Below are 26,030 nucleotides of genomic sequence, written 5' to 3'. Positions count from 1 at the left end.
CCTCAATCCATCGGCAGTCGCGCGAACACCCGGGTACCCCCACCGTCGCGCGGCTGCAGTTCAAGTTCGCCGCCGAGTGCCTGCGCGCGCTCGCGCATGCCGCGTACGCCGTGGTGTCCGCGCTTCTGTGCCCAGCCCTGTTCCAGACCAGTGCCATCGTCCTCGACCGACAGCTCCAGCGACCGTTCCGACCCGTGCAGCGAAATCATGATTTTCCGGGCGTGCGCGTGCTTGAGTGCATTGGTCACCGCCTCCTGCACGATGCGGTAGGCCGCCAGCTTGAAGGAGTCACCCGGCGCCTCCGGCAGGTCGTGCATCTGCAGTTCGAACTGCATGTCCGGATGGTGACGCCGCCACTCCGACACCAGATCTTCCAGCGCATCTTCCAGCCCGAGATTGTCCAGCGCCAGCGGTCGCAGCTTCGGGATGATGCTGTGCATCACGTCGTACAGGTGATTGGCCGTCTCGACGATCAGGTTGGCCGCCTCCGCACTGCGCGGATCGGACTGTGCGTCGCGCCGCGCAATCGACAGGCCCATGCTCTTGATCGCGGTGACCGCCTGGCCCATTTCGTCGTGCAGCTCGCGCGCGATGTCGCGCCGCTCCTCCTCGATGCGACTCTGGATGAACTGCGTCAGTTCGCGGTTCTCTTCCAGATTGCTGCGCGCTTCGAGCGCTTCCTGCCGGGCGTTCATGTTGTCCTCGATGGCCTGTGCCATCCGGTTGAAGGCCAGGGCCATCGATCGGGCTTCCTTGCCGGGCAGCGGCGGCAGCCGCGTGTGATAGTCGCCGGCACGCATGTGTTCGAGCCCGCGCACGATGGTGTTGAACGGACGGGTTTCGCGGCCGACCAGCCAGAACACGATGCCGTTGCCCAGCAGCAGCGCGATCGAGCCGGCGATCAGCAGCTGCACCGCCTCGTCCCAGCCGTCGAGGATGGCGCGCGAAGCGTCGGCTTCCACCACCAGTCGCGCGCCGTCGTTCAGTGTGATCTCCTGGCGTGGCCGCTTGGGCAGTATCGCGTTCGAATACCACTCGGGCGCGTCGCGGCCCGCCTTGTAGGGCGAGGGCGGCGAGGTGTAGAGCTTCACGCCGCTGCTGTCGACCAGATGGATTTCGGTGGCGCGCACGCGACCGAGCCGGTACAGGAAATCGACCAGCGCCGGCGAACCCATATTGGCGTAGACCAGCGCCACGCGCGACAGCAGCTGGGTGGCCACCCGGTTCGCCGCCTCGATTTCTTCGCCGACGGCGCGTCGCGTGCCCATCAGTTCCATCGTCAGCATGGTGCTGGTGAAGGTCAGGATGACCGCGGCGATCAGCAGGTTCAGCTTCAGTCTGAGACTCACGACGGTTCTCCCGGCCAGGCGTCGAAATGTCCGTCCCGCGCGTGCGCGGTCAGCGCCGATCCGAGCAGCTTGAGGCTGGCCGGATGGAAGGGGTCGTGACCGGCGCCCTGTGCCCAGGCCAGCCGGCTGCCCGCCAGCGTGCGGTGGGCGCGCCAGGCGTTCTGCGGCCGGCAGATCAGGTCGTTGGTGCCGTGCACGAGGGCGACCGGCAGCCCGTGCAGGCGGGCGATCGCGTCCATCACCTTCGCTTCGCCGATGAAGCAGCGGTGCGCCAGATAGTGCGACTGCACGCGATAGCGGGCACGCAGCAGCGGCCACTCGTCCGCGCTTGGCTCGGCCGGCACGGTGCGTTCCGGCCACGCGCCGAGCGCGTGTTCCCAGGCGCGCCAGGCCAGTACGGCGCGGTCGATGCGCGCGCTGTCGCCGGACGAGAACACGCGGTCGAGCCAGACGACGACACGGCTGCGCCAACGCGCCGGGACGACCTGCATGAAGGCGTCGTGCGCTTCGGGTGCCAGCGCGGCGGCACCGTGGAAGAACGCGTCGATGTCCGCGCGCCCGCCGAGGAAGAGGCCGCGCAGCAGCACGCCACTGCAGGCCTCACGGTGGCGCGCGGCATAGGTCGCCGCCAGCGTCGCTCCCCAGGAGCCGCCGAATACCAGCCAGTGCTCGATGCCCAGATGGCGGCGCAGCGCCTCGATGTCGGCGATCAGCGCATCGCTGTGGTTGTGCGCGGTATCGCCCAGCGGCGTGCTGCGGCCGCAGCCGCGCTGATCGAACAGCACGGCGCGCCACACCGCCGGATCGAAGAAGCGGCGCTGGCGTGGCGAGCAACCCGAGCCCGGGCCGCCGTGCAGGTAAAGCGCCGGCTTGCCCTGCGGGTTGCCGCACTGTTCGTAATAGACGCGATGGCCCTGACCGACGTCGAGCCAGCCGTGATCGAACGGTTCCATCGGTGCATGCAGCATGGGGTGGGGCAGGGTGTGGGTGCGGGGCGCTGATGGTAGCCCATGCGTGGGCGGCACACATGCTGCGCCGGCACATGGGAGCCATGGGACAATGGCGCCATGAACGAAAGGAACCACCGGGTCGAGATCCTGGGACAGGTCTTCACCCGCGACGATGTCGTCGAACGCATGCTGGCGCTGCGCCGCAACCATGGCCGCACGCTTGAACCGTCGGCTGGCGACGGCGCCTTCGCGTCGCGCATTCCGGGCTGCGTGGCCATCGAGATCGATCCGACGGTCGCGCCGGCCGGCGCGCAGGTGATGGATTTCTTCGCCTACCCGGTCGACGAGAAGTTCGACACCGTGATCGGCAATCCGCCCTACGTGCGGCACCAGGATATCCAGGCGGACACGCGGGCACAGCTGCGCAGCGATCTGTTCGACCGCCGCAGCAACCTCTATCTCTTCTTCATCGAGAAGTGCGTGCGTCATCTGAAACCGGGTGGCGAGCTGATTTTCATCGTGCCGCGCGACTTCATCAAGCTGACCGCCGCGCGCCGGCTGAATGACTGGCTGTTCGCCCAGGGCAGCATCACCGACTTCATCGAGACCGGCGACAGCCGCGTGTTCGGCCCCTATGTGCCGAACTGCGCGGTATTCCGTTTCGAGAAGGGGCGCATGGACCGGCGCATGAGCGACGGCCGGCGCTTCCACTGCGAACGCGGCCAGCTCATGTTCCTGCGTGGCGATTACGGCGTACCGCTCGCGTCGCTGTTCGACGTGCGCGTCGGCGCCGTGTCCGGGGCGGACGACATCTTCGTGCACCCGCAGGGCAATGTGGAGTTCGTCTGTTCCAGCACGGTCGACACCGGCCGCACGCGGCGCGCCTTCTTCGATGTGCGCAACGACTGGCTGGAGCAGCACAAGCCGCGGCTGCTGGCGCGGCGCGTACGCGAGTTCGGCGAGCACAACTGGTGGCAGTGGGGACGTCTGCACCACCGCTCGGGCGGCCCGCGCATCTACGTGAATGGCAAGACGCGCAAGCCGCGCCCCTTCTTCCTGCACGAGTGCACGCACTACGACGGCTCGGTGCTGGCGCTGTTCGCCCGCCCCGAAGTGGCCGATCTGGCACGTGCCGCTGAGCTGCTCAACGACGCCGTGGACTGGCAGGAACTGGGTTTCGTCTGCGACGGCCGCTTCCTGTTCTCGCAGCGCAGCCTGCAGACCTGCATGCTGCCCGACGTGTTCGAAACGCTGCGCTCAAGAAAATCCTGAGTCGTCTTTCCAGAGTGGCACGAGGTGGGCGGTGCCGGACCGGCGCAGTATTCGATCCATGCACTGCACGTCGCAGTGAGCCAACGAACCACCATCAGGAGACTGCCATGAACTGGGAAACCCCGAAGGCCACCGACCTGCGTTTCGGCTTCGAAATCACCATGTACGTCGCCAACCGCTGATCCTCAGCGTTTGAGCAAACAGAAAAGCGGGCATTGCCCGCTTTTCTGTTTTGTGGCGCCCGAAAACGCACTCATCCGGCAGGGCGCGTCGCCCGCCAGCACAGCAGCGATCCGGCCGTCACCAGCGCCGCACCCTGCCAGAACGGCGGCGCGAGCGGCGCCCCCAGCCACGCGGCGGCGAATGCAGTCGACAGCAGCGGCCCGCCGTAGGACGCGGTGGTGAGCAGTGGCATGTCGCCGCCGAGCATGCCGACATTCCACAGCGCGTAGCCCACACCCAGGGCCGCTCCGGCGGCGACCACTTCCAATCCGATCTGCGCCGACGGTACAGGCAGCGGCTCTCCGCCCAGCACCACCAGCCCCCACAGTGCAGCCGCCGTTGCCGAGAAGAACACGGTGACGCCGTTGTAGCCGTCCGCCAGACGACGGGTCACATTGCAGTAGAGCGCCCACAGCAGCGCGCCAGCGAAGGCCAGCGCATACACCACCGGATTCGACGCCACGCCAGCCGACAGCGAGGACAGCGACCACTCGTTCCCCCCGCCCACCACCCGGATGATTCCGCTCAGACACAGCACCAGTCCCGGCGCGATCCACGGGCGCAGGCGCTGCCCGTTCATCGCGCCCGCGAGCAGGATGGTGAAGCAGGGCCACAAGTAATTGACGATGCCCAGCTCCATCGCCTGTGCGTCGTCGAGCGCCAGGCCGAGCGACAGCGACAGACACAGTTCATAGGCGAGGAACAGGGCCCCGCCGAGCAGCAGATAGACCGGGCGCGCGCCACGCGGCGAAGCCGGGCGGAACAGCAGCCAGAGGAAGATCGCGCCTGCCGTGTAGATCGCTGCCGCACCGACCACCGGTCCGAGCGCGGTGCTGATGCTGCGCACCATGCCAATCATCGTGCTCCAGAGCAGGATGGCGGCAAGACCGCAGAGCGTGGCCGCGGTAGAGACGGGACGGACGGACATGGAGGCGAAGAGGGGACGATGCGGCTGAATGCTAGCAGAGGAAACAAAGTTTCCTCTGCTGCAACTTTAGGCCACGCAGCTGACCGGTCGCTCGCCTTAGCCGTCAGACGCCCTGTGCGTTGCGCCACTGCCGTGGCGACAGTCCCGTCTGCGCCTTGAAGGCACGCGACAGCGCCGCCTCGCCGCCGTAGCCCACCTCGTCGGCGATCAGTTTCAGCGCGCGGCCCTGGCGCAGCGCACGCTGGGCGATGCCGATGCGCCAGCGCTGCAGATAGGCGCCGGGCGTGCAGCCCACGGTGTCGCGGAACACGTTGGCGAACACGCTGCGCGACATGCCGGCGCGCTCGGCCAGCGTATCCAGCGTCCATTCCTGCGCCGGTTTCTCGTGCATGGCCACCAGCGCCAGACGCAGCCGCGGGTGCGACAGCCCGGCCAGCATGCCGGCGCCGGTCTGGCCGCCTTCCATCAGGTGCCGCAGCACCTGCACCAGCACCACCTCGAACAATCGATCCAGCACCGCCTGCCGGCCGCAGTACTCGTGCGACGCCTCGTCGAACAGCAGGTCGAGCACCGGCTTCGCGCCGAGGATGTCGTCCAGCGCCAGACAGCTGAAGTCGGGCAGCGCCGACGCGATCGGATTGGCCGCACCGCCGGAGAAGTGCAGCCGCGCGCAGGCGAAGTCGGCGCCACGCTCCGGGTCGGTGACGAAGCGGTAGGGCGTCGGTCGCGAAAACAGCAGCAGGCTGGGCCGGGTCACGTGCTCGATGCCGGCGGGATGGTGGATGTCCACCTCACCGGCGCGCACCAGGTGCATGCGGCCACTGTCGCCCGCATCCAGTTCGGTGATGCCGCACAGCGCGCCGGTGTTGAACACGCGGGCGCTGACCGAGAAATGCTCCAGCAGGGCTTCGAGGCGGTCGACCATGAGCAAAATACTCAGAGGTAAGTTTTCAGGATTATACGTTGCGTATGGTCTCGCGGATCGGCGCAAAGTTCGTCCTGCCAACAGGCACTGCCGCAAACCTCTCTCACTGCACAGGAGTTCATCATGTCGATCGAAAAGGTTCTCTACACCGCCCAGGCCACTGCAACCGGTGGCCGCGAAGGCCGCGCCGCGTCGTCCGACGGCGTGCTCGATGTCCAGCTGTCGACGCCGAAGGAACTGGGCGGCGCCGGCGGCCCCGGCACCAATCCCGAACAGCTGTTCGCCGCCGGCTACTCGGCCTGCTTTCTCGGCGCGCTGAAGTTCGTCGCCGGCCAGAACAAGGTCGCGCTGCCCGCCGACACGCAGATCACCGGCCGCGTCGGCATCGGCGCCATCCCGACCGGCTTCGGCATCGAGGTCGAACTGACCATCGCCGTGCCGGGCCTGCCGCGCGAACAGGTCGAGTCGCTGGTCGAGAAGGCGCACATCGTGTGCCCGTACTCGAACGCCACCCGCGGAAACATCGACGTCACCCTGGTCATCGCCGACTGAGTCATCGGCCTGACGGATAGCCACCGTCCCCAACCCGTTACTTGAAAGGAATCCATCATGAATGCAGTCCGCCGCACCCTCGCCCTGTCCGTGCTCGCCGCCGCGCTTGCCGCACCGACCTTCGCCGCCGAAGCCGCCAAGCCCGCCGCGCGCACATCGGTCGCGGTCAAGAAGACCGAAAACTACGTCACCACGCGTGACGGCGTGCAGATCTACTACAAGGACTGGGGCCCGAAGAACGGTCAGGTCGTCGTGTTCAGCCACGGCTGGCCGCTCAGTTCCGACAGCTGGGAAGCGCAGATGCTCTTCCTCGCGTCGCAGGGCTACCGTGTGGTGGCGCATGACCGGCGCGGTCACGGTCGCTCGTCGCAGCCGTGGGACGGCAACGACATGGACCACTACGCCGACGATCTCGCCGCGGTGATCCAGGCGCTGGACCTGAAGGGCGCCACGCTGGTCGGCTTCTCCACCGGTGGCGGGGAGGTGGCGCGCTACATCGGCCGTCACGGCACCAGCCGGGTGAAGAAGGCGGTGCTGGTCAGTGCGGTGCCGCCGCTGATGCTGCAGACCGCCGACAATCCGGGTGGCCTGCCGATCGAGGTGTTCGACGGCATCCGCAAGGCGTCGATCGACAACCGTTCGCAGCTGTATCTCGACATCGCCTCGGGTCCGTTCTACGGCTACAACCGTCCCGGTGCCAAGCCGTCGCAGGGGCTGATCCAGTCGTTCTGGGCGCAGGGCATGCAGGCGGGGCACAAGAACACCTACGACTCGATCGCGGCGTTCTCGGCCACCGACTTCCGCGCCGACCTGAAGAAGTTCGACGTGCCGACGCTGGTGATCCACGGCGACGACGACCAGATCGTGCCGCTCGACCTGTCGGGCAAGGCCTCGGCCGCGCTGGTCCGCAACGCCGAACTGATCGTCTATCCGGGTGCGCCGCACGGCATCACCGACACGCACAAGGACAGGCTCAATCAGGATCTGCTGGACTTCCTGCGCAAGTAAGGCCGCACGAAACCCGGTCCCGCGCAGCGGGCCGGGTTTTGTCCTTCAGTGACGGACGAACAGCAGCAGTGACAGATAGATCAGATAGGCGCTGACGAAAAGTCCGCCTTCAGTGCGCGACACCCGGCGCTCGCTGCGGAACACCGGCAGGCACACGATGGCCACCAGTGCGGCCAGCGGCAGGTCGATGCGCAGCACGTCGCTGCCGACCTCGATGCCATGCGGCGCGATGGTCATGGTCAGGCCGAGGATGACCAGAATGTTGTAGATGCTGCTGCCGATCAGGTTGCCGATCGCCACGTCGCGGTCGTTCTTCAGCGTCGACAGCACGGTGGTGGCCAGCTCCGGCGCCGAGGTGCCGATGGCGACGATGGTGAGCCCGATGAAGGCGTCCGACACGCCATAGGCGCGCGCGATGCTCGATGCGCCATTCACCAGCAGGTCGGCTCCGAACAGCGTGAGCGCCATGCCGGCCAGCAGCAGTGCCGAATTCCACGCCATGAACAGCCGCGCCGAACGCAGCGTGGCGGGCATCACGTCGGCCACCTCGCGCGCGAATTCGCGTTGCATCGCCGCGCTTTCCTCGCGGCTGAGGCGCACCAGCGCCACCGTGTACAGCACGGCGCCGATCAGCAACAGCACGCCCTCGCTGCGGTCTAGCCGCCCGTCCCACGCCATCGCGATCAGCGCCAGCGCGGCGGCGATCATGACCGGCACGTCGAGCCGCACGCTGAGCATGCGCGTCGGCAGCGGTCGCATCAGCGCGCTCAGGCCGAGGATGAACAGGATGTTCAGGATGTTGGTGCCGGCGATATTGCCGACCGCCAGCGGCCCCTTGTCTTCGGCGACCGCGGTGATGCCGACTGCCAGTTCGGGCACGCTGGTGCCGACCGACACCACGGTGAGCCCGATCAGTATCGGCGGGACGCGCAGCCGCGCCGCCACGCGCGAGGCGCCGCGCAGCACCATTTCGGCACCGGCCAGCACGATCACCAGCCCGGCCACGAAAACGAGGGCCGGGTGCAGCGTCAGCCCGGCGGTCAGACGAAGTCCTCGCCCGGCATCGCCGGAATCTCGGTCGGCCCGCGGCGGTCGATCACCACCAGCACGTCGCAATCGGCCTCCGACAGCACGTGCTTGGTCACGCTGCCCAGCAGCAGTTCTTCGGTCACGTGCGTGCCGTGCTTGCCCATCGCGATCAGGTCGCAGTTGCGCTGCGCCTGGCAGTCCAGGATGTGGCGCGACGCGTTGCCGTGCTCGACCATCACCGTGTACAGGCTGCGCTCCAGCCCGGCGCGCTCGGCCAGCTCGTGCAGCAGGCGCAGCGAGCGCTCGCGTGCTTCCGCCCGGTAGCCGTTGATCAGGTCCTGCGAAATTCCGGCGTACTGCAGCATGCCTTCGAACGGCACGTCGAAACTGTGCAGCAGCAGCAGATCGGCCTCGGGCGCGACGCGGCGTGCCATGCGGATGGCCTCCAGCGAACCCGGCGAGAAGTCGACCGGTACCAGCACGCGCCGGTAAGGCCCAAGGCACGGCTTCTTCACCACCAGCACCGGACTGCTGCTCTTGCGCAGCAGGCGCGACGCGGTCGAACCGACCAGCAGCCGGCTCAGCACGCTTTCGCCTCGCGCGCCGACCAGAACCAGATCGGCCTGAACCGATGCCGCATAGGCTGGTAGGAACTGCGTCGCCAGCCCGGCTTCGACCTTCAGTTCCGCCACCACGCCGCGATTGTGCGTGGCATCGCCGGCGATCGCGGCGAGCGCGTCGTACTGGTGCTGTACGGCCTTCTCGGAAACGATTTCAGCCTGATCGCCGAGCAGGTTGCGCAGCGGACCGAGTGCGTCGAGGCCCAGCGCATGCACCAGCGTGTAGTGCGCGCCGCTGCGGCTGGCCAGTTCGAAGCCGCGGTCGACGGCGTCGAGCGACAAGGGCGACAGATCGGTCGCGGCGATGATGCGTTGAAGCTGAGGCATGCTGGGTCTCCCCGAAAAATGCGTGCCGGCTTACAGCCGGGCCACGCGGAAGTGGCGAAGGACCGCCTTCTCGATTTCGACCGCCAGAAACACGGCGGCGCCGAGGCCGAGAATCACCGTCCATGAAGACAGGTCGAGCGCGGCGCTCCTGAACAGCTGCTGCATCGGTGCGGCATAGGTGAACAGCAGTTGCAGCACGATCAGGATGGCGCTGACCAGCAGCACCACGCGGTTGCCGGTCAGTGTTTCCACGCTGAAGGCGTGGCGGGTGAAGTGGCGCACGTTGAACAGGTAGAACAGTTCGCACACGACGATCATGTTCACCGCGGCGGTGCGCGCCAGTTCGATGCTGCTGCCGCGCGCCAGCTCCCAGTTGAACACGGTGAAGGTGGTCGCCACCATCAGCGCAATGACGAACAGGATGCGCAGGCCCAGCGCGCGGGTGACGATGGGCTCCTGTGGCGGGCGCGGCGCGTGCGACATCACGTTCTGCTCGGCCGGCTCGAAGGCGAGCGACAGCGCCAGCGTGACCGAAGTGACCGTATTCACCCACAGGATCTGGCCTGCGGTCACCGGCAGTGGCAGGCCGGCGAAGATGGCCAGCAGGATGACGCCGGCCTCGCCGCCATTGGTCGGCAGCATGTGCATCAGCGATTTCTTGATGTTGTCGAACACGACGCGGCCTTCGCGCACCGCGCGCGCGATGGTGGCGAAGTTGTCGTCGGTGAGCACCAGGTCCGAGGCTTCGCGCGCCGCGTCCGTGCCCTTGCCGCCCATGGCGACGCCGATGTCGGCCGACTTCAGCGCCGGCGCATCGTTCACGCCGTCGCCGGTCATCGCCACGAGGTGGCCTTCGGCCTGCAAGGCCTCGATCAGCCGCAGCTTGTGTTCCGGGCTGGCGCGCGCGATCACGTCGGTGTCCAGCGCGCGCTCACGCAGCGCGGCGGCGTCCAGCGTGCCGATGACGTCGCCGGTCAGCGTGCGATCGGCCTCCAGGCCCAGCTGGCGGCCGATCGCCGCAGCGGTGACTGCGTGGTCGCCGGTGATCATCTTGACCCGTATGCCCGCTTCGCGGCACTGCGCCACGGCGGCGATCGCTTCTTCGCGCGGCGGGTCGATGATGCCGACCAGACCGATCAGTTCGAAGCGGGCGTCGATGTCCTGCAGTTCGACCGAGGAGCGATCGCTGGGGAAGGGCGCCTGCGCCAGCGCCAGCACGCGCTCGCCCGCACCGCCGGCGCGCGCGATCGCCGCCGTCCAGTAGCCGTGGTCCAGTGGCGCGCCGTCGTACTGGGTGGCGCACAGCGCCAGCACCCGCTCCGGCGCGCCCTTGAGCAGCAGGAAGGCATGGCCCGTATGGTCGCGGTGCAGCGTGCACATGAACTGGCGTTCCGACTCGAACGGAATGGCATCGACGCGCGGGAAGTGCTGAGCCTCGTCCTGCGGATCCAGGCCCGCCTTGCGGGCGAAGGCGACCAGCGCGCCCTCGGTGGGGTCGCCGATCAGCGTCCAGCCGGCGTCGCCGTCGTGGCGGATCTGCGCGTCGTTGCACAGCAGCGCGCAGCGGGCTGCGGCAGCCAGTCCGGGCACGTCGCCGGGGGCGAGCGGCTGACCATCGTCGTGAAAGCCGCCTTCCGGCGCGTAGCCGCTGCCGCTGACGCCGATCTCGCGGTCGGCGAGCAGCAGTCGCACCACCGTCATTTCGTTGCGGGTCAGCGTGCCGGTCTTGTCGGTGCAGATGACAGTGACCGAGCCCAGCGTCTCGACCGCCGGCAGCCGCCGCACGATGGCCTTCTTGCGCGCCATCGTGCGGGTGCCGATGGCCAGCACGATGGTCACCACCGCCGGCATGCCCTCGGGGATGGCCGCGACAGCGAGGCCGACCACGGCGAGAAAGAGGTCGAACGCCGGCATCTGTATAACGAAGTGACCGTAGAGCACGGTCAGCGTGGCGACGACCAGGATGAAGCCGGTGATCTGGCGGGCGAACTGGTCGAGCCGGCGGGTCAGCGGCGTGGCCAGCGTTGCCACTTCGCCGACCAGCGTGCCGATGCGGCCGATTTCGGTGCCGACGCCGGTCGCCACGACAATGCCGCGTGCCTGGCCGAGCGCAACCAGCGTGCCGCAGTAGCACATCGAGCGGCGGTCGCCGATGGCTGCCGCTTCCGCCACGGCGGCGCTGTCCTTGTCGACCGGTGCCGACTCGCCGGTCAGCGCGGCTTCGGTCACACGCAGGTTCTTCGTGCGCAGCAGGCGCAGGTCGGCCGGCACCTTGTCGCCGGATTCAAGCAGCACGATGTCGCCCGGCACCAGATCGGCGGCGTCGACCTGATGGCGCTCGCCGTCGCGCAGTACGGTGGCGCGCGCGGCGAGCATGCCGCGCACCGCATCGAGCGCGCGCTCGGCCTTGCCTTCCTGGATGTGGCCGATCAGCGCGTTGATCAGCACCACGCCGAAGATGACGGCCGAATCGACGTGGCCGCCCAGCGCCAGCGTCACCGCGCCGGCCACCAGCAGCACATAGATCAGCGGGTTGTGGAACTGCTGCAGGAAGCGCAGCCAGGGTGGGCGCTTCGGCGCCTCGGGCAGTCGGTTCGGGCCATGCTTCACCAGGCGCGCGGCCGCTTCGGCGCGGCTCAGGCCCGACTGCGCCTGCACATCGAACAGCGCCGGCAGGTCGTCTGCGGGCAATGCGTGCCAGGCCTTGGCGCCGGCGGTGGGGTCGGTGTGTGAAGTGTTCATCAGGGACGTCAGTGATGCGGCCAGCTGGCGCCGCCGGGCGCGCCGCGCCCGAAATGCCGCACGACGTGCTCCGCCATGCCGCGCGCAAGTTCGTTCTCGCCAAGGAACACCGTGCCCAGGCTCTCGCGCTCCAGCAGCTCGGCCTCTTCCTCGTTGTGGGTGCGCAGCACGACGGCGATCTCCGGGTTCAGCGTGCGTGCGATCTCGACCATCTTGCGCACGTTCACCGTTTCCGGAATCGCGATCACCAGCATTGCCGCGCGGGCGATGTGCGCCTGGATCAGCACCTCCGGCGTCTGCGCATCGCCGAACACCGCCGGTACGCCCTCCCGCCGAAGCTGGTCGACGCGCTCGCGGTTCTGTTCGGCGACCACGCAGGGAATGTGCTGTTCGCGCAGCGCGTCGGCGATACGCCGGCCGACACGGCCGTAGCCGACCAGCACCACCTGTTCGTTCAGCAGTCGCGCGTCGGTGGTCATCGGCAGCGCCGCCAGCGGGTCGTCGCGCTGCTCCAGCCGGCGGGCCAGCGATGAGCGCGCGATGGCCCAGGCGCGGAAGGGTTCGATGGTCGAGAACAGCGCCGCGTTGGCGGCGATCGAAATCAGTGCGCCGGCCAGCACCAGACTCTGCCCCTCGGCCGGCATCAGCCCGAGGTTCACGCCCAGCCCGGCGAGAATGAACGAGAACTCGCCGATCTGCGCCAGGCTGGCGCCCACCGTCAGCGCGGTGTTCAGCGGGTAGCGGAAGGCGAGCACCAGCAGCACCGCGGCGATGGTCTTGCCCACCATGATGATGGCCACCACCAGCAGCAGCTTCAGCGGCTGCGTCCAGATCACCGCCGGGTCGAACAGCATGCCGACCGACACGAAGAACAGCACGGCGAAGGCGTCGCGCAGTGGCAGCGACTCGTCGGCGGCGCGGTGGCTGAACTCCGACTCGCGCATCATCATGCCGGCGAAGAAGGCGCCCAGCGCGAAGGACACGTCGAACAGCTTGCCCGCGCCAAAGGCCACACCCACCGCCACGGCCACCACGCTCAGCGTGAACAGCTCCTGGGACCCGGTGCGCGCCACCCACCACAGCAGGCGCGGCAGCACGCGGCGGCCGACCACCAGCATGAGCACGATGAAGGCGATCACCTTGGCCAGCGTGATCGCCATTGCCAGGCCAAGGTCGCGGCCCGATGCGGCGGCGTCATTGCCCGACAGCACGCCGGCCAGTGCCGGCAGCAGTACCAGCACCAGCACCATCACCAGATCCTCGACCACCAGCCAGCCGACCGCGATCTGGCCGTTGATCGACTTCAGCAGTCCCTTGGCTTCGAGCGCGCGCAGCAGCACCACGGTGCTGGCCACCGACAGGCAGAGGCCGAACACGATGGCCGCACCGATGTCCCAGCCCCACATCGTGGAGACCGCCATGCCGAGCAGCGTGGCGACGGCGATCTGCACCACGGCGCCCGGCACCGCGATGCGCTTGACCGCCATCAGGTCGTCGAGCGAGAAATGCAGGCCGACGCCGAACATCAGCAGCATCACGCCGATCTCCGCCAGCTGGCTGGCCAGTCCGATGTCGGCGACGAAGCCCGGCGTGGTCGGGCTGATCACGATGCCTGCCATCAGGTAGCCGACCAGCGGCGGCATGCGCAGGCGTACCGCGATCAGGCCGAAGATCATGGCGAGGCCGAAACCGGCCGCAATGGTGGCGATAAGGGTGATGTCGTGAGGCATGGCGCGTTCTGGTTATCGTTGGGGCGTATGCATGCACCACGCATGGCGTGCGCACGATCGTCCCCCGGCGGCGCGGGTTGCGTGAAGCTGAATATCCTGCGCCCCGGGCGTCTGTTCGGCCACCGGCAGTGTGGCCATCGCTTTCTTAGTGTGCTTCGTATTAGATCAAACTTTTTCGCATCGGCCGTGACTGCGCATGCCGCGGCGATGGCGACGGCACAGTGTGCGACGCGCTGCGCCGGGCCGTTTCGCCGTGAGGTGCCGGGAAGGTCGCCCCCGGAATTCTGTCGATGAAACAGCCCTTAATGAAATTCTTTAGACTCGGTTCAGATCAGCTGCGAGGCGCCCGGGTGCGCCGCTGACGATACTGGCAGTGCAGGTCAGGCAACACGATCACCGGGATGCAGGGCCTGCGGAAGAGCCATCCATCAAAACTGAGGAGATAGACATGAGCTGGGAAACCCCGAAGGCCACCGACCTGCGTTTCGGCTTCGAAATCACCATGTACGTCGCCAACCGCTAAGTTCTGCGGTGGCAAGAAAAAACGGCGGGCCTTGTGCCCGCCGTTTTTTTTTTGCGCGGCCCGTTGAGCCGCGCCTCGTCACTTTTCGCCCGTAGCAAGGGCCTACAGGCCGAGCAGCTCGGCACTCGCCTCCATCTGGCCGTGCTCGAAAGCCGGCGCGAAATCGTCCAGCTCGTCTTCCTGCAGTCCGACCTCGGGGCTCAGCGCGACCTGCCTCCACCGACAGACCGCCACATAGACCTCTTGCAGCACCGACAAGGCCTGTTCCCTGTTCAACGCGAAATACGACGAGCGGGCCAGCAGCATCTGCACGTCGGTGATCGGCCCGTCCTGCTCCGACAGCCAGGTCTTCGATTCCCGGTCCTTGTCCGGAAACGGGTTGATGTCGAAGGCGGGCGCGAGGCGCCATTGGCCGTGGGCCACGTGCAGGAAGCCGTGGTTCTGCAGGTGGTCGTCCACGTTGGTGATCAGCAGATTGAACGCCATGCGGCGCCAGAGCTGCTGCACGTCCTGCGTGGGCGCGTGGCCGTGGGTACGAAGGGCGTCGGCGATCTCCGTGTAGCTGCGATCCTCCTCGCGCGAGGCCTGCAGCAGCGATGCCGCCGACTGGTAGGGAATGCGGCCGTCGGCGTCATCACGATCGAAGCGGCCGATCAGAGCCACAGGCACTTCGTTTCCCTCGTCGCCCAGCAGAACGATGCGCGCAGGCGCGGCCGCGATGCCTGCGCGCGCTGCGAGCTTCAGCGCCAGCACCTCGCCGCGGGTGACGCTGCGCGTATCGCCCACACTGGGAAACTTCCCGATGGCGAGCCGGCCGTCTTCGTCCACCAGGGTGCACTTGGGCCGCATGCCGCCGAGCGAGGTGCCCTTGCCCTGCAGGTAGCGCAAGTCCTCGGCCGTCTCCTGTCCGCGCTCGACGGCGCGGCTGGCCTGGTAGATGCGCTGCAGTTCGATCAAGGGCGGGGTGCTGCGGCGTCCTTCGGGCGTCGTCCGGTGCCAGTCTCCATCCGCATCGCGCAGGCGCAGCGCGCCGACGCGGCTGAAGTCATCCACCGCCAGCAGGTAATCCAGTTCGGTGAGGGCCGACATCTGCGGATCGGCCTTGCGGCGCTTGGCGTGAGCGCGGGCGATGACGCGCCGACCCCAGGCGTCGGGCGCGGTATCGGCGATGGCGCCATGAAAGACCGAGTCGTTCAGCGAGCGCGCCTTGTGCGGCTGGTAGCCCGGCAGCAGTTGCAGGTCGGCCGACACATTGAAGCGTGCCGAACTGTCCAGCCAGGATGGGTCATAGGCAAAGGTGCTGTGCTCGCGCCGGCCTTGCCGCACATAGACGAGCGAGCCGACGGGCAGACCGGCCTTGCCGATGCATACCTGAATCTGCCGGCGCGTTGGCGCCGTCGCTGTCATCAGAGCGCTCCCGACGTTCCTGCCTTGCTGCGCACGCGCTTGGGCAGGTTCTCGTCCATCAGGGTCAGACCGATGTCGTCCTTCGCGGTGTCCAGCAGGTTTTCCAGCGACTGAATCTCGCCGAAGACGTGCAGCGCGCGGGCGAAGAAGTGAATGGGAACCCGCAGGTCTCCTTTCTCCATGCGTCGCACGGTCGACAGCGACGCACCCATGCGCTCGGCGAGCGAGGCCTGCGAAATGTGCCGGCGGCGGCGGGCGAGGGAGATGTCGCTGCCAAGCTTCCGGATCGCCTGCTCGACTGGAAGAGGAACTGGTGGTTCCATATTAAGTGTCCCGATAGGGGTGTTTATATTTTATTAATGTTTCTATCGGGATGATTATAGTCGACCGGCGCAGTGCGGGAGAACCGCGGTTCTTGTTGAGGGAGGACTCGGCTGGCGCGAACGATGCCAGGGCCGGGGTTACGTCGGGCGGTTTCGTCGTAGGACTCTTGCGTCAGCCGCCCTAGGCCTCGAAGCGGTCGATCAGTTCATACAGCAACCGAAGTTCTTCTTCCTGATGAGGGCGGAGTTCCAGCAGATCGACGTGGTGACGAACCAGGTAATACTCGTTCTCGCTGCGAATTGCGCCACGCGCCCTTATTCGGGCAAGCCGGTCGGCGTCCTTGGCGAGGAAATCCGGATACCGAGCCACGATCGCCGCGGACAGCGCCTCAATTGCACGCTTTCTGGCTTCCGGAGGTATCGACTTGAGCAGCATCGGCATCTCGCGAAGACCTTGCTCCAGACCGGTAGCGAGCGTCGAGCGCGGCGCGTCGATTGGATTCACATACTGATGCCTGACGTGGGTCCAGTTCTCGACCAGAGCCTGGGCAGTCGGATCGTCAAGTCGTGCGATCGCATCGAAGAACAGGTCGAATACAGCGATCAGTTTTGTGAGCTTGTCTGTGCGCGCCAACGCGTGTTCCTCATGGTGGAGTGACGAGGTCGCGACCGGTTCAGCGCCACGCCCTCCTGCAGCGTCATGCGCCCCGAGGGCGCGCATGAGCGTTAGTTCATGAACGCGCATCACCACCGATTGCCTGTCCCTGGTTCCGGTGCATCTTGTCCATCGCCCTCTGCAGTCCTTCAGCCAGCTTCTGATCGTTAAACGACCGCGCACCCTCGATGCCCAAGCGTGCCTTCTCGATGAAGTTGATGCGCGTGGTGTCCGTGGCCATGTCGACCGGTTGGCCCGTCTCGACCGAGATCTTCATCGTCATGCCCATGAAAAGGGCGCTTTCATCGAGCGACATCCTTCCAGTGCGGATCTGTTCGTTCATCCAGTCGGTCATTTCCTGACGGGTCATGCTTGTGAAGTCGACAGGCCTCGCGGAGGGCGTTTGACCGGTTGCCCGCCGCCAGCGCGGACGAAAACGAGCTGGGACCGGTGTCAGGCGTGGAGGAGGGCAGGGTACGGGGAGCGCTGTAAGGCGGGCTGGTTTCAGGGATGATCTTCATCAAACGCTCCTCTTGTCAAAATTCGGCCGTCGAAAACGTGGTCTGTCCTTATTTTTCTAATCAGCAGGTTTTTTGATTGAATCCTGTTCGTCCACTACTGGTATAGATATAAAATCGATGTCGCTATCATTTTTGTATTTTTCAGAGAGGCTTTCTAGCTCCTTGTTAATGCTTTCAGCTGTCACTGTGGATTTTGAATCTAGAACTAGCTTGTGATCGAGTCTGGCTCTTATATCGTCGAGTTCGAAATTGGCTGAATCCCCTCGGCGCGGAGAGCCTTCAAGTTCTACAATGACTCCTAGGATATAGTTACCAAGGCGTAAAAAATGCGGGGCTGCGCAGATCGTTCTCCGAACTCCAGAGTACGACCCGCCGGTTACGACGAATTCCACCCCAAGTTTTGAGGCGTCCGCCGTAAGAAGAGAGGCAAAATTCATTATTTCCTCTTCATTTTTTTGCAACTCATCCCATGAAATCCGCAGGTTTCTTGAAATGCCGAAGAAATTCGCAATCAGAATGGTTGATTCAACGAGTCTGTTAAAAGGGGTGCAATCAAATTTAAATTCCGACCCCTTTAGCTCGAGGGAAAATGAAGGACCAACGTCTGGTCGATATTCAAATAAAAAAAATTGACCCGGCGTGCACAAGAGCTCAATCGCGTGCAGTGAATCAGACATGCAGTACAAATCTGTTGGTGTCTGTCCCGTAAGACTTATGCTGACATCTGACTTACCGCTGTATGGCTGCAGTGTAAAGTCAATCGCACCAGCATCAATGCGAACTCTGGCCAATTCTTTGGGGACAAAGGAGTTTATCTGTGACGTGTAGTGCTTTGCTGGCAGCTCGATCGGCGGTGAAAGTGGCCCCTTCCTGAATATAGCGGTCCCAATGGAGGAGGGAGCTATGTCAGGCATGCTCATCATCGCTGTTGGCATGTCTAAAAACGGTGTCTTTTCGGCACGATTGAATCTTTTCCTAAACCCTCTAACGTTGAGTACCTCAACCTTGGAAGATTTGCCAAGAGAAATATCAATCAGTTTCAAGAGGGTGTCTTTGCCATTAATTCCAAAATGGAAGCTTACGCCGCCTTCCTCGTACCCCAGAGATTCCAGCAGATTCTTCTTTCGGGCGACGCAAGCGGCAAGGTCGGGGCCAATAAAATTTCTGAATACATCAATGACAGCAGTCCCCGTCAAATCCGCGAGCTTTACACTATCTCGATAGTTAATAGATATCTTTTTTCGATTTAGGGCTTGGTCTTGGTTCTCGATTTTTAGTTCATGAAGGTGCTTCAGGACTCTTGAGATCAAGATGTCGTCAAAATGAACAACGTAAGCTGCAACGGGATCGTATCCGCCGGAATATTCAATGACTACGATAAAGGTTGGCAGTGGCGCAGTTGCCATCCGGCGCAAATTCGACAATTTAACTTGCACGCTGCCGGTTGCTTTGTCGGTTGCTTTAACTTGGACCTTGCATTCGAGAGCGGGGCGGTGCAGTGACTCTGTAGATGAATCCAGTGCTTCTAAAGGAAATTCGACAAAGAAATCTGTTCCTGTTTTGTCGATGGTAGCCTTATTGCACACAATGTTTTCTTCAATGCACCATCTGTTGAAACAGTTTTCGCCAAGGTCTCCAACGTTTCGTGCCATTTTCCTATCCCTGGTTTTCATCGAGAGCAGACGCCCGCCAGTGGCAAATTGAAATTGATTAGTTCATGTCACGCTGTTGCACGCGTGTTAAGTAGTTCTTGAGAACCCAGTCCGCACTATATCTTCGAGCATTCTGGCCATGGTATTCAACGTCCCTCTATTTTCTTCGCTCCCTCGAAAGGTCACACTGTCTTTATCCCCCGGACCAATCCAAGGCTTGAAGAGCGTCGGTTCTTCAACTCGGGGAGAAAGGTCTTGGAATAAATCGGGTCGGACCCAATACCCCTCTCATGGGGTAATTAAAACTCTTACGGTGAGTTCGTCCTGCTTGGCGTTGAGGTCGTTTTCGATTCCCCGTGGGTTCGCAATTCTGCCGTCCGGGTCATACACAAAGCAGAAAAGCGTCCGACAGTCCGGGTGCCTTTTATATTTTGCGATGTCTACGATAAGCTGTTCGCCAAGTTCCCTCTCCCCCAGACTTGGTCGCGATTTCTTTATTTCTACTACGGCTTCGATCTCTGGAAGTAGAAAGTCAACGCGCGACGTTCCGCCCGCGTAACTGGGAGTCCATTCCTCTGGACGCACATCGTCGAACGGAATTCTCAACAGCGCGTGGAAGAGATCCTGAACATCGTACTCGTCCCCAATGTCGAGGGTAGGGCGATTCTGACGCCGAACGCGCAGCTGTTTGGCGACGAGGTGAAAGCGCTCGCCTATGCGATATAGCGCCTCAACGCGCTCGGGCGCTGTTGTCTTTCCGGGCGAGAGCTGGGCGCTTCTCAGACAAGCTGGGCTTCTCTTCACGCGGGCGATTACCGCATTTACTACGCCGCGAACATTCTCAACGCCGCGGTACGATGGAGAGCCGATGTACGTGTGTGTGCTCTCGTTGAAGTAGTCGGCAACGATCTTCGCGTGATGTAGGCCATCGACCAACTCATCTCGAAAGAGGTCGATCAACTCAACCCCGATCTCCCGATATCGACTCTCGTCCCCGTGAGCCATATATAGGCCGCTGTGGGTTTTCTTGAATCGACCCATCATCGCAGTCAGCTCGGCCGAGTACTCCCCCAGTGTTCGAACAAACTCCTCTTGAGTCATGGGGATCTAATGTGGCGAGGACGACGGTTTCGTCACGTATGACGGGCGCTCGCCGGAGAAGCGGGCAAACTGGACAAGAGTTTTCTTCATTCGAATGCTCTCTGTTCGATTAGCTATGTACTCACGGTACGAACGAAACCTTGAAATCGGACGCACTCCGATCCGGCGCCTCACTCGCCGACCGATCATGTCATCCGTGTCGTCCGCCGAATGCCATCCGCGTGCGCAACTATAGCGCGCCGCCGCTTCCGCCACGCAAGCCCACCGCATGCCCAGGCATTCAACTCCGCTACGGGGTAGATTCCGCTACTTCCCGCACCCTCCCGACATCGCCGCCCCTCCCATGAACACCTCCTACCCCTCACCCCTCCACACCGAATGGGCCACGCTGCAGCACGACCACGAGCGCCATGAGCGTTGCGCGGTCGGGATCAAGATTGCTGCGGTCGCGCTGACCGCCGGCGCCGCGCTGTTCGGTTTTCCGTTCGAGCTGGCGGCACCGCTGACCGTGATCGTGTGGGTGATTGAGGCGATGCTGCGTACGGTGCAGGGGCGCTTGGGTCAGCGCTTGCTGAAGGTGGAGACGCTGATCGCCGACGGGGCGTCGGAGTACGCGGCCTGTCAGTTGCATACCGAGTGGCAGGCGACGCGGCCGGGCGCGGTCGGGTTGTTGTTGGAGTACGCGACGAGTGCGCTGAAGCCGACGGTGGCCTTTCCGCACGCGCTGCTTCTGCTGCTGCAGGCGGCACTCGCGATTACCGGCTAAGTCCTTTGCTGCATTGCGAAACATCAAGGCGCTGAAACACGGACCGGGGCACAATCGGGGCGACTCCCGCATTGCAACGGACTGAACCATGACTGCATCGCGTCGCCGCCTCGTTCTGGGGCTGTTCGTGCTCGCCGCCGCAGCGGCCGGCTATTACGGCTGGAAGCAGTACGCCGCACCGCCGGTGAGCGAGGCTTTCGCGTCCGGCAACGGGCGCATCGAGGCGACCGAGATCGATGTCGCCAGCAAGACCGGCGGCCGGCTGGAGAGCGTGGCGGTGCGCGAGGGTGACGACGTGAGCGCCGGCCAGGTCGTCGCGCGGATGGACGTGCGTGCGCAGGAGGCCGAACTGAAGATCAGCGACGCGCAGATCGAGCAGGCACACGCCAGCCGTGCCGCCGCGGTGGCGGCGGTGGCGCAGCGGCAGAGCGAGGCGGCAACGGCCGGCGCCGTGGTGTCGCAGCGCCAGAGCCAGCTGGCGCTGGCCGAGAAGGACATCGAGCGCACGCAGCGTCTGGTCGACAAGGGGTTCATCTCGACGCAGAAGCTCGACGTCGACCAGACCAACAAGCAATCCGCGCTGGACGCTCAGAAGGCTGCGTCGTCGCAGTTGCGCGGCGCCTATTCCTCGATCGATGCCGCGCGCGCCGCGGTGAAGCAGGCGGAAGCGGCGATCGAGGCCGCCGAGGCGCGCAGCGCGCGCATCCGCGTCGATCTGCAGGACGCGCAGCTGGTCGCCCCGGCTGACGGCCGCGTGCTTTACCGGCTGGCCGAACCGGGCGAGGTGCTGGCGGCGGGTGGCAAGGTGCTCACGCTGCTCGACATCACCGACGTCTACATGACCATCTTCCTGCCGACCTCGCAGGCCGGCCGCGTGGCCATCGGCACCGAGGCGCGCATCGTGCTCGACGTGCGGCCGGACATTTCGATCCCCGCCAGCGTGAGCTTCGTGTCGCCGCAGGCGCAGTTCACGCCGAAGTCGGTCGAGACGCGCACCGAGCGCGAAAAGCTGATGTTCCGCGTGCGGGTGAAGATTCCGCCCGAGCTGCTGAAGGCGCACGCCAAACAGGTGAAGACCGGCCTGCCCGGTGTGGCCTGGGTGCGGCTCGATCCCGAAGCACCGTGGCCGGCGACGCTGCCGCCGCTGGTCGGTACGCCGAAACCGCCGACGACGCCATGACGGACACGGTCGCCCGGCTCGCCGGTGTCGGCCTGCGCTACGGCGACACGGTGGCGCTCGACGACATCACGCTCGACATCCCGGCCGGCTGCATGGCCGGGCTGATCGGGCCGGATGGCGTCGGCAAGTCCAGCCTGCTGGCGCTGGTGGCTGGCGTGCGCCTGATCCAGCAGGGCGACGTGGCTGTGCTGGGCGGCGACATGCGCGACCGCCACCACCGCGCCGCGGTGTGCCCACGCATCGCCTACATGCCACAGGGGCTGGGGCGGAATCTGTACATGACGCTGTCGGTGTTCGAGAACGTCGACTTCTTCGGTCGACTGTTCGGCCAGGCGACGCGCGAGCGCGAGGCGCGCATCGCCGAGCTGCTGGACAGCACCGGTCTCGCCGCCTTCCGCGACCGCCCGGCCGGCAAGCTGTCGGGCGGCATGAAACAGAAGCTCGGCCTGTGCTGCGCGCTCATCCACGACCCCGACCTGCTCATCCTGGACGAGCCGACCACCGGCGTCGATCCGCTGTCGCGTCGCCAGTTCTGGCAGCTGATCGACCGCATCCGCGCGCGGCGGCCCGGCATGAGCGTGCTGGTGTCCAGCGCCTACATGGGCGAGGCAGCCGGCTTCGACTGGCTGGCGGCGATGGACGATGGCCGCGTGCTGGCCACCGGTTCGCCGGCCGAACTGCTGACGCGCACCGGCGCGGCCGATCTCGACGCCGCCTTCATCGAATTGCTGCCGCCGGCCAAACGCCAGGGGCACGAAGCACTGGTGGTGCCGCCGCGCATTGCGCAGGCGGACGGCCCGGCCATCGTCGCCGAAGGGCTCACGATGCGCTTCGGCGATTTCACCGCGGTCGATCACGTCGATTTCGAGATCGGCCGCGGCGAAATCTTCGGCTTCCTCGGCTCGAACGGCTGCGGCAAGACGACGACGATGAAGATGCTGACCGGCCTGCTGCCGCCGAGCGAGGGCAGGGCGCTGCTGTTCGGAAACGAGGTCGACACGAAGGACATGGATACGCGGCGGCGCGTGGGCTTCATGACCCAGGCGTTTTCGCTGTACGGCGAACTGAGCGTGCGGCAGAACCTGGTGCTGCATGCACAGCTCTTTCACCTGCCGGCGGCTGGCATCGCGGCGCGCGTCGCCGAGATGGTCGAGCGTTTCGGGCTGGCCGAATACCTCGACACGCAGGCCGCCGGTCTGCCGCTGGGCATACGGCAGCGGCTGTCGCTGGCGGTGGCGGTGATCCACAAGCCTGACATGCTCATCCTCGACGAGCCGACTTCGGGCGTGGACCCGGTGGCGCGCGACGGCTTCTGGCGACTGCTGGTCGAACTGTCGCGCAAGGACGGCGTGACCATCTTCGTGTCCACCCACTTCATGAACGAGGGCGAGCGCTGCGATCGCATTTCGCTGATGCACGCCGGCCGCGTGCTGGCCAGCGACACGCCGGCGGCGCTGATCGAGCGGCGCGGTGCCGCGTCGCTGGAAGAGGCTTTCGTCGCCTATCTGGAAGAAGCGACCGGCGACGGCGCCCAGCCAGCCGTCACCGAGGCGCCCGCGGCCGTTGCACCGCCGTCGCCCGCCGCGCGTCCGGCGCCCTTCAGCAAGCGCCGGCTGCTGGCCTACGCGCGGCGCGAATGGCTGGAAGTGCTGCGCGACCCGGTGCGGCTCACCTTCGCGCTGCTTGGCTCCGTCATCATGGTGCTCATTCTCGGCTATGGCATTTCGATGGATGTCGAGGACCTGAAATTCGCCGTGCTCGACCGCGACGACACGCCGGAAAGCCGCGCCTACATCGAGAACATGGCGGGCTCGCGCTACTTCATCGAACAGCCGCCGCTGGCTGGCGTCGACGAGCTGGACCGCCGCATGCGCGCCGGCGAACTGAGCGTGGCGCTGGAAATACCGCCGGAATTCGGGCGCCGACTACGCAGCGGCCACGCGGTCGAGATCGGCGTCTGGGTCGATGGCGCCATGCCCTTCCGCGCCGAGACCACGCTCGGCTACGTGCAGGGCCTGCACGCCGATTTCCTGCAGCAGGCGGCGGTGCGCGAGGGGCTGCCGGCGACGGCGTATCCGGCGAAGCTGGACATGCGCTACCGCTACAACCAGGACTTCCGCAGCGTGTTCGCGATGGTGCCGGCGGTCATTCCGCTGCTGCTCACCTTCATACCGGCCATCCTGATGGCGGTCGGTGTGGTGCGCGAGAAGGAACTGGGTTCGATCACCAATCTGTACGCGACGCCGGTCACCCGTCTGGAATTCCTGATCGGCAAGCAGCTGCCTTACATCGCCGTCAGCATGGTGAGCTTCTACGGGCTGGTGCTGCTCGCGGTGTTCGTGTTCGAGGTGCCGCTGAAAGGCAGCCTGCTGTCGCTGAGCCTCGGCGCGCTCATTTTCGTCACCGCCACCACCGGCCTCGGGCTGCTGATGTCGTCCTTCGCCCGCACGCAGATCGCGGCACTCGCGGCGACCGCGGTGGTGACCATGCTGGCGACGGTCACCTTCTCCGGGCTCACGCATCCGGTGTCCTCGCTCGAAGGCGTGGGGCGCACGATAGGCACCTTCTTCCCGGCGACCTATTTCCTGAACATCAGCCGCGGCCTGTTCACCAAGGCGCTCGAAATGCGCGATCTGTACGCCGACTTCCTGGCGCTGGCCGCCTTCGTGCCGGTGCTCACCGTGCTCAGCGTGTGGCTGCTGAAGAAGCAGGAGCGATGATGCTGAGAACCTCGGTTGACCGCTTGCCAATGTGCTTCAAGCCCTGCCCATCAAGGATGCTGGCGGGTTGCGTCGCTCATCTTCCGGAGGAGACCGCTTCGACGTCGCGTGCACGGTTGGCGGGGCGTCCGGCGGCGTTGCTCGTCCTTGCAGGGTGCCATCCTGCCGCGTCCTCGTGCCTTGCCGTACACCCCGCCAACCGCGCCCGTCACGTTCCACCGATCGCCGATCAACCGAGGTTCTCAGGATGATGCGAACACGCCTGCTCAACGCCTGGCGGCTCGGGCTCAAGGAACTGATGAGCCTGTGGAACGACAAGGTGCTGCTCATCATGATCGTGTGGGCGTTCTCCGGCGGCATCTACAGCGCCGCCACCGCGACCTCGCAGGAACTGCACAACGCGCCGATCGCCATCGTCGACGAGGACCGCTCGGTATTGAGCGAGCGCATCGCCGGCGCCTTCTACGGCCCGTACTTCCGATCGCCTGAAATGATCACCGAGGGGCAGGGCGACGCCGGGCTCGACGCCGGGCTGTACACCTTCGTCATGATCATCCCGCCCGATTTTGAGCGTGACGTGCTGGCCGGCGCGCAACCGTCGATACAGGTGAACATCGACGCGATGCGGGTGAGCCAGGCTTTCATCGGCGCCAACTACATCCAGAACATCGTGCTCGGCGAGACCGTGGAGTTCGTGCAGCACCGGCGCAGCGAGACGGTGGCGCCGATCACGCTGGCACCGACCATCCTGTTCAATCCCAACCTGACCAGCGCCTGGTTCGGCAGCGTGATGGAAATCATCAACAACGTGACCATGCTGTCGGTCATCCTGACCGGCGCCGCGCTGATCCGCGAGCGCGAGCACGGCACGCTCGAACACCTGCTGGTGATGCCGCTGGGGGCTTTCGAAATCATGCTGGCCAAGGTGTGGGCCATGGCGCTGGTGGTGTGGGTGGCGGTGCTGCTGTCGCTGTACTTCGTGGTCGAGCGCGCGCTGGCGGTGCCGATCGCCGGCTCGATTCCGCTGTTCATGGCGGGCACGCTGATCCAGCTGCTGGCGACCACCTCGCTCGGCATTTTCATCGGCACGCTGTCGCGCAACATGCCGCAGCTCGGGCTGATGATGATCCTCGTCATCCTGCCGCTGGAGCTGCTGTCCGGCGGCATGACGCCGCGCGAAAGCATGCCGCAGGCGGTGCAGTTCATCATGGAGTTCGCACCCACCACGCACTTCGTCAGTCTCGCGCAGGCGGTGCTCTACCGCGGCGCCGGCCTCGACGTCGTCTGGCCCAGCCTGCTCGCCATGGCCGCCATCGCCGCCGCCTTCTTCACCGCGTCATTGCTGATGTTCCGGCGCAGCATCGCGGCGCAGGGCTGAGGTTCGAGCGCCGCAGTCGGGGTCCGAAGACCCCTCCCACAGAACCCCGGCTCCGACCACGGATCGGGCGCGTTCCCGGTGGGAGCGGCCTTGGCCGCGACACGGCCACAGGATCTCGTGTCTGGCTCCCGCTGCCGGTCTGGCGCACGC

Annotated in this window: 23 protein-coding genes; 9 read left to right on the top strand and 14 right to left on the bottom strand. The window is 65.3% G+C overall.

What is annotated here, in order from left to right; translation table 11 throughout:
• Window positions 1–2 precede the first annotated feature (2 nt).
• Both IV112_RS10670 and pip read right to left on the bottom strand, forming a co-directional pair.
• Window positions 3–1,349, bottom strand: coding sequence for an ATP-binding protein (locus IV112_RS10670; protein ID WP_304003471.1), 1,347 nt, complete (start codon window positions 1,347–1,349; stop codon window positions 3–5).
• A complete protein-coding gene (pip, locus tag IV112_RS10665) occupies window positions 1,346–2,302 on the bottom strand; it encodes a prolyl aminopeptidase (protein WP_304003470.1) in 957 nt (318 codons plus the stop codon). Before pip ends, IV112_RS10670 begins: the two co-directional genes overlap by 4 nt.
• 114 nt (window positions 2,303–2,416) lie before the next feature.
• On the opposite strand from pip, the gene IV112_RS10660 reads away from it, so the two are divergent.
• Both IV112_RS10660 and pqqA (IV112_RS10655) read left to right on the top strand, forming a co-directional pair.
• Window positions 2,417–3,571 (top strand): class I SAM-dependent methyltransferase, encoded by a 1,155-nt coding sequence (locus tag IV112_RS10660; protein ID WP_304003469.1) that lies wholly within the window; start codon window positions 2,417–2,419, stop codon window positions 3,569–3,571.
• A gap of 107 nt (window positions 3,572–3,678) precedes the next feature.
• Window positions 3,679–3,753 carry a pyrroloquinoline quinone precursor peptide PqqA gene (gene pqqA, locus IV112_RS10655; protein WP_008060153.1) on the top strand — a complete coding sequence of 25 codons (75 nt, stop codon included), beginning with the start codon at window positions 3,679–3,681 and terminating at the stop codon, window positions 3,751–3,753.
• A 71-nt stretch (window positions 3,754–3,824) separates the two neighbouring features.
• On the opposite strand, the gene yddG is transcribed toward pqqA (IV112_RS10655), so the two are convergent.
• Together yddG and IV112_RS10645 are read right to left on the bottom strand one after the other, a co-directional pair.
• Window positions 3,825–4,721 carry an aromatic amino acid DMT transporter YddG gene (gene yddG, locus IV112_RS10650; RefSeq protein WP_304003468.1) on the bottom strand — a complete coding sequence of 299 codons (897 nt, stop codon included), beginning with the start codon at window positions 4,719–4,721 and terminating at the stop codon, window positions 3,825–3,827.
• A gap of 103 nt (window positions 4,722–4,824) precedes the next feature.
• Window positions 4,825–5,646 carry an AraC family transcriptional regulator gene (locus tag IV112_RS10645; RefSeq protein WP_304003467.1) on the bottom strand — a complete coding sequence of 274 codons (822 nt, stop codon included), beginning with the start codon at window positions 5,644–5,646 and terminating at the stop codon, window positions 4,825–4,827.
• Between the two features lie 123 nt (window positions 5,647–5,769).
• Here IV112_RS10645 and IV112_RS10640 point away from each other — a divergent pair, with 123 nt between their 5' ends.
• Complete coding sequence (locus tag IV112_RS10640) at window positions 5,770–6,198, top strand: organic hydroperoxide resistance protein (protein ID WP_304003466.1); 429 nt, start codon at window positions 5,770–5,772, stop codon at window positions 6,196–6,198.
• A 57-nt stretch (window positions 6,199–6,255) separates the two neighbouring features.
• On the top strand, window positions 6,256–7,206 hold the full coding sequence (locus IV112_RS10635; RefSeq protein ID WP_304003464.1) for an alpha/beta fold hydrolase: 951 nt from the start codon (window positions 6,256–6,258) through the stop codon (window positions 7,204–7,206).
• A 45-nt stretch (window positions 7,207–7,251) separates the two neighbouring features.
• On the opposite strand, the gene IV112_RS10630 is transcribed toward IV112_RS10635, so the two are convergent.
• The 4 genes from IV112_RS10630 to ybaL are packed head-to-tail and all read right to left on the bottom strand — an operon-like array spanning window position 7,252 to window position 13,654.
• Window positions 7,252–8,322 carry a calcium/sodium antiporter gene (locus IV112_RS10630; protein ID WP_269744943.1) on the bottom strand — a complete coding sequence of 357 codons (1,071 nt, stop codon included), beginning with the start codon at window positions 8,320–8,322 and terminating at the stop codon, window positions 7,252–7,254.
• On the bottom strand, window positions 8,247–9,182 hold the full coding sequence (locus tag IV112_RS10625) for a universal stress protein (RefSeq protein ID WP_304003463.1): 936 nt from the start codon (window positions 9,180–9,182) through the stop codon (window positions 8,247–8,249). The genes IV112_RS10630 and IV112_RS10625 overlap by 76 nt, the downstream gene beginning before the upstream one ends.
• A 30-nt stretch (window positions 9,183–9,212) precedes the next feature.
• Window positions 9,213–11,924 carry a cation-translocating P-type ATPase gene (locus IV112_RS10620; RefSeq protein WP_304003462.1) on the bottom strand — a complete coding sequence of 904 codons (2,712 nt, stop codon included), beginning with the start codon at window positions 11,922–11,924 and terminating at the stop codon, window positions 9,213–9,215.
• Between the two features lie 8 nt (window positions 11,925–11,932).
• Window positions 11,933–13,654: a YbaL family putative K(+) efflux transporter gene (ybaL, locus tag IV112_RS10615; protein ID WP_304003461.1), complete on the bottom strand. Its 1,722-nt coding sequence runs from the start codon at window positions 13,652–13,654 to the stop codon at window positions 11,933–11,935.
• 448 nt (window positions 13,655–14,102) lie between these two features.
• On the opposite strand from ybaL, the gene pqqA (IV112_RS10610) reads away from it, so the two are divergent.
• On the top strand, window positions 14,103–14,177 hold the full coding sequence (gene pqqA / locus IV112_RS10610; protein WP_008060142.1) for a pyrroloquinoline quinone precursor peptide PqqA: 75 nt from the start codon (window positions 14,103–14,105) through the stop codon (window positions 14,175–14,177).
• 102 nt (window positions 14,178–14,279) lie between these two features.
• Here the strand turns inward: pqqA (IV112_RS10610) and IV112_RS10605 are convergent, their stop codons facing one another.
• The 6 genes from IV112_RS10605 to IV112_RS10580 form a co-directional block, all read right to left on the bottom strand.
• Window positions 14,280–15,584 carry a type II toxin-antitoxin system HipA family toxin gene (locus IV112_RS10605; RefSeq protein ID WP_304003460.1) on the bottom strand — a complete coding sequence of 435 codons (1,305 nt, stop codon included), beginning with the start codon at window positions 15,582–15,584 and terminating at the stop codon, window positions 14,280–14,282.
• Complete coding sequence (locus IV112_RS10600) at window positions 15,584–15,907, bottom strand: helix-turn-helix domain-containing protein (RefSeq protein WP_304003459.1); 324 nt, start codon at window positions 15,905–15,907, stop codon at window positions 15,584–15,586. Before IV112_RS10600 ends, IV112_RS10605 begins: the two co-directional genes overlap by 1 nt.
• Window positions 15,908–16,088: 181 nt before the next feature.
• On the bottom strand, window positions 16,089–16,541 hold the full coding sequence (locus IV112_RS10595) for a hypothetical protein (RefSeq protein ID WP_304003458.1): 453 nt from the start codon (window positions 16,539–16,541) through the stop codon (window positions 16,089–16,091).
• 97 nt (window positions 16,542–16,638) lie between these two features.
• A complete protein-coding gene (locus IV112_RS10590) occupies window positions 16,639–16,932 on the bottom strand; it encodes a hypothetical protein (RefSeq protein WP_304003456.1) in 294 nt (97 codons plus the stop codon).
• Window positions 16,933–17,139: 207 nt separating this feature from the next.
• Entirely contained in the window at window positions 17,140–18,735 is a 1,596-nt protein-coding gene (locus tag IV112_RS10585; RefSeq protein WP_304003455.1) for a hypothetical protein, read from the bottom strand.
• Between the two features lie 288 nt (window positions 18,736–19,023).
• Window positions 19,024–19,836, bottom strand: a complete 813-nt coding sequence (locus IV112_RS10580) for a hypothetical protein (RefSeq protein ID WP_304003454.1) — start codon at window positions 19,834–19,836, stop codon at window positions 19,024–19,026.
• A 343-nt stretch (window positions 19,837–20,179) separates the two neighbouring features.
• Between IV112_RS10580 and IV112_RS10575 the strand changes: the two genes are divergently transcribed.
• The 4 genes from IV112_RS10575 (at window position 20,180) to IV112_RS10560 (ending at window position 25,880) form a co-directional block, all read left to right on the top strand.
• Window positions 20,180–20,602 (top strand): hypothetical protein, encoded by a 423-nt coding sequence (locus IV112_RS10575; RefSeq protein ID WP_304003453.1) that lies wholly within the window; start codon window positions 20,180–20,182, stop codon window positions 20,600–20,602.
• Between the two features lie 88 nt (window positions 20,603–20,690).
• Window positions 20,691–21,782 carry an HlyD family secretion protein gene (locus tag IV112_RS10570; RefSeq protein ID WP_304003452.1) on the top strand — a complete coding sequence of 364 codons (1,092 nt, stop codon included), beginning with the start codon at window positions 20,691–20,693 and terminating at the stop codon, window positions 21,780–21,782.
• Complete coding sequence (gene rbbA / locus IV112_RS10565; RefSeq protein ID WP_304003451.1) at window positions 21,779–24,502, top strand: ribosome-associated ATPase/putative transporter RbbA; 2,724 nt, start codon at window positions 21,779–21,781, stop codon at window positions 24,500–24,502. The genes IV112_RS10570 and rbbA overlap by 4 nt, the downstream gene beginning before the upstream one ends.
• Window positions 24,503–24,752: 250 nt before the next feature.
• A complete protein-coding gene (locus IV112_RS10560) occupies window positions 24,753–25,880 on the top strand; it encodes an ABC transporter permease (protein WP_304003556.1) in 1,128 nt (375 codons plus the stop codon).
• Window positions 25,881–26,030: the final 150 nt, after the last annotated feature.

Source organism: Methyloversatilis discipulorum (assembly GCF_018780585.1).
Taxonomy (GTDB): Bacteria; Pseudomonadota; Gammaproteobacteria; order Burkholderiales; family Rhodocyclaceae; genus Methyloversatilis; species Methyloversatilis discipulorum_B.
The sequence above is the reverse complement of the archived record's forward strand: the minus strand, read 5'-3'. Positions and strand labels throughout refer to the sequence as shown.